The sequence below is a fragment of the Dietzia sp. B19 genome, assembly GCF_014145155.1.
Classification (GTDB): domain Bacteria; phylum Actinomycetota; class Actinomycetes; order Mycobacteriales; family Mycobacteriaceae; genus Dietzia; species Dietzia natronolimnaea.
The window spans coordinates 1-3,018 of record NZ_JAALED010000472.1 but is presented as its reverse complement, the minus strand read 5'-3'; the positions used below and the strand labels follow the sequence as shown (position 1 = coordinate 3,018).

Sequence of the window (3,018 nt, the reverse complement as noted above, 5' to 3'; positions counted from 1 at the left end):
GCACACCGTGTCGACGATCTCGACCGCGGCCGAGCCTCCCACCGACGCCACGCCGGCCGACTCCCCCACTTCACGGGACATACCGCCGACGTCCACCACCAGCACGATCACGCCGTCGTCGCGGACCCTGGCGGACCTCAGCGGCCGGGTCAGGAGGCCCGAACCGACGGTGCCTGCGGCGCCGCGCGCCAGGACGGTCCGCACACGCTCGGCGATCGGCCGCTCCGTCACGTCGTCCATCCTCGTCCTCCTGGCAGGGTGCCCGCCCGGCCGGGCACCCGGCCACTGAAACGGACTCTCATCCATTTCAGCGTCGTTCACCGCCGGTTCCATACCCGTGTCCGCGCCGGATCCTCGTGAGACCGGCCACACCACCGCCCGTGTCCAGGCACCCCTGGCGGGACCGCGGATATGCGCCGCACCCCGCTCACGTGGTGGAATCGGGGGCATGGACGAGTTCAGGGAAGAGCCCTCGAAGTACATCTGGCGATGGACCGTCTGGTCCTGGGTGTGCGTGGGCATCGCCGCCCTCATCGTGATGATGGGCCTGACCGGCGGCGGTTCGCTCACCCCGTGGATCATCGGCGCGCTCGCCGTCGCGGTCGTCGGCGGCGTCGGGTTCGGGTTCGTGCCCCGGGCCTCGCTCGGCCAGACCAGGCGGCCCATGACCACCGGGGCCAAGCGGAAGGCCGCCCGGAAGGGACCCCGGAACAGCTGACGGCCGGAGGCTTCGTGCTAATCTGAACCCGCCTTCGGGCAGCATCGCCGATGTAGTTCAATGGTAGAACTTCTGCTTCCCAAGCAGACAGCGCGGGTTCGATTCCCGTCATCGGCTCAGAGATCGAGGCCCTCCCGTCACGGGAGGGCCTCGAGTCGTCTCACCGGGTGCTCAACGCGGTCAGGAGTCCGGCCCGGGCCGCCCCGGCTCGGTGCGTCCCGGCTCGGTCCGTCCCGACCCCGCCCCTGACGACCCGCCCCTGCCGTTGCCGTTGTCGCCACCGCGGCGACGCAGGAGCTGGAATCCGGGGATGCCCTGGACGGCCTCGAGACACTGCTGCGCCACCTCGAGGATCTGGTGGACCTCGGGAGCCACGGTGTCCAACGAGGCGAGCACCGGCATCACGTCGTTCTCGAGACTGTCTCCCAACGCGGGCAGATGGTCGATGAACTGCACGACCGCCTTGATCTCCTCGGAATCGACCGATTCGAGGATCTCGTCGGCGATCGGTTCCAGCAGCGCGATGGTCTTGTCCGTCCACACCAGCACCTCTGTGAGGCGGGTCGCCACCCTCCTGGCGGTCTCCGGCGAGAGTTCGGCGTCGACCAACAGGGCCTCTACGACGGGCTTGACGGGCGCCAGCGCGGACTCGGCGAAGTCGACCATCGGCACGATCCGGTCCATGAGCCCGCCCGCCGAGGTCACGAGCCCGTCCGCGGTGTCGACCGTCGAGCCGACGCGCACCACGACCGCGTCCGCCGAGTCCACCGTCGAGTCGACCCTGAGCACCACGCTGTCCGCGACGTCCACGGTCGCACCGATACGAGCCACGATCCCGTCCGCCGAGTCCACGGTCGACCCCACCCTGCCGACGATCCCGTCAGCCGAGTCCACGGTCGACCCCACCCGGGCGACGATCGAGTCGGCGGAGGAGACCGTGCGCTCGACGTCGTCGACCACCCGGTCGGCCCGCGAGACCGTGGTCCGTACCCCGTCGACGGTCTCCGCGGCCGTCACCACGATCCCGTCGATCGACGACACGGTCCGCTCGACCTCGTCCAACAGTCGCTGGACGCGCCGCACGATGGACTCCACGTCCTCCAGGAGCGCCATCACCCGCGCGGGCAGGAGGAGGAACTCCCGCGCCATCGAGAGCTCCCACTCGACCACCCGGAACGCGCTCTGGACGAGGGACGACGGGGACGGGACCCGCACCTGCATGTCAGCCATGGATCGATTCTGCCCGAACATCCCACCCGGGACCTCCCGATCAGCGCACCATGGAGGAAGCGGCGGGCGGACAGACCGGACAGCGTTCCCGGAAGGGGCACGAGATGAACGCACAGCGGGTCACGACCTTCGATGATCTACGGCTCGACGACGCACCCGAGTACGGAGGGAAGTCGGCCAATCTCGGGGAGATGACGGGCGCCGGGCTCGCCGTGCCGCCCGGGTTCGCGATCGGCCAGTCGGCGTATCTGGAGGCGATGGACGCCGGCGGCGTCCGCGCGCGCCTCCACACCGAGCGGGTGCCGGAGGAGGGACTCACCGAGGCCGAGCTCATCGCCAGGTCACAGGACCTGACGCGGACCGTCGCGCAGGTGGAGCTGCCGGCCCGGCTGCGCGAGTCGATCCTCGAGCACTACCGCGCGCTGGGCACCGACGTCCCGGTCGCGGTCCGTAGCTCCGCCCCCGCCGAGGACGCCGGCGACACGTCATTCGCCGGGATCCACGAGTCCTACACCGACGTCGTCGGCGGGGACGCCCTGCTCGACGCGGTCCGCAGGTGCTGGTGCTCGCTGTGGTCCCCGCGGGCGATGACCTACCGGGCGGTGTCGGGGTACGACGAGGAGCCCTCCATCGCCGTGGTCGTCCAACGGATGGTCCGCTCCGACACCTCCGGGGTGGCCTTCACCGCGGACCCCCGCACCTCCCAGACCGACCGGGTGGTGATCGAGGCGGCCTTCGGACTCGGGGAGGTCGTCGTGGGCGGGAAGGTCGAACCCGACACCTACGTCGTCGCCAAGTCCGACCTGCGCATCCTCACCGCCCACGTGGGCCGGAAGGTCGCGCGGATCGTCGCCGGCCGCACCGGGGACGGGCTGGTGCCCGTCCCCGAGGAGATGCAGACCGCCCGCGTCCTCGACGACGAGCAGGTCCGTGCCGTCGCCCGGCTGGCGATGGCGTCCGAGGCGCACTACGGCACACCGCAGGACACCGAGTTCGCGATCGAGGACGGCGAGCTCTACCTCGTCCAGACCCGGCCGATCACCACCCTCGCGGGTCGGGCGACGGCCGGG

At 70.9% G+C, this 3,018-nt stretch carries 3 protein-coding genes, 1 tRNA gene and 1 pseudogene; 3 read left to right on the top strand and 2 right to left on the bottom strand.

Translation table 11 applies throughout. From position 1 onward, the window contains the following. Positions 1-240 (bottom strand): annotated as a pseudogene (locus tag G6020_RS13160) (hypothetical protein); the annotation flags it as partial. 208 nt (positions 241-448) lie between these two features. Here G6020_RS13160 and G6020_RS13155 point away from each other — a divergent pair. Then, positions 449-718: a hypothetical protein gene (locus tag G6020_RS13155; protein WP_017838404.1), complete on the top strand. Its 270-nt coding sequence runs from the start codon at positions 449-451 to the stop codon at positions 716-718. 46 nt (positions 719-764) lie between these two features. Beyond that, positions 765-835: transfer RNA gene (locus G6020_RS13150), tRNA-Gly, on the top strand. A 63-nt stretch (positions 836-898) separates the two neighbouring features. On the opposite strand, the gene G6020_RS13145 is transcribed toward G6020_RS13150, so the two are convergent. Further along, positions 899-1,948 (bottom strand): methyl-accepting chemotaxis protein, encoded by a 1,050-nt coding sequence (locus G6020_RS13145; RefSeq protein WP_241730824.1) that lies wholly within the window; start codon positions 1,946-1,948, stop codon positions 899-901. 104 nt (positions 1,949-2,052) lie between these two features. On the opposite strand from G6020_RS13145, the gene G6020_RS13140 reads away from it, so the two are divergent. Beyond that, a partial coding sequence (locus tag G6020_RS13140; protein ID WP_241732707.1) for a PEP/pyruvate-binding domain-containing protein occupies positions 2,053-3,018 on the top strand: 966 nt, incomplete at its 3' end.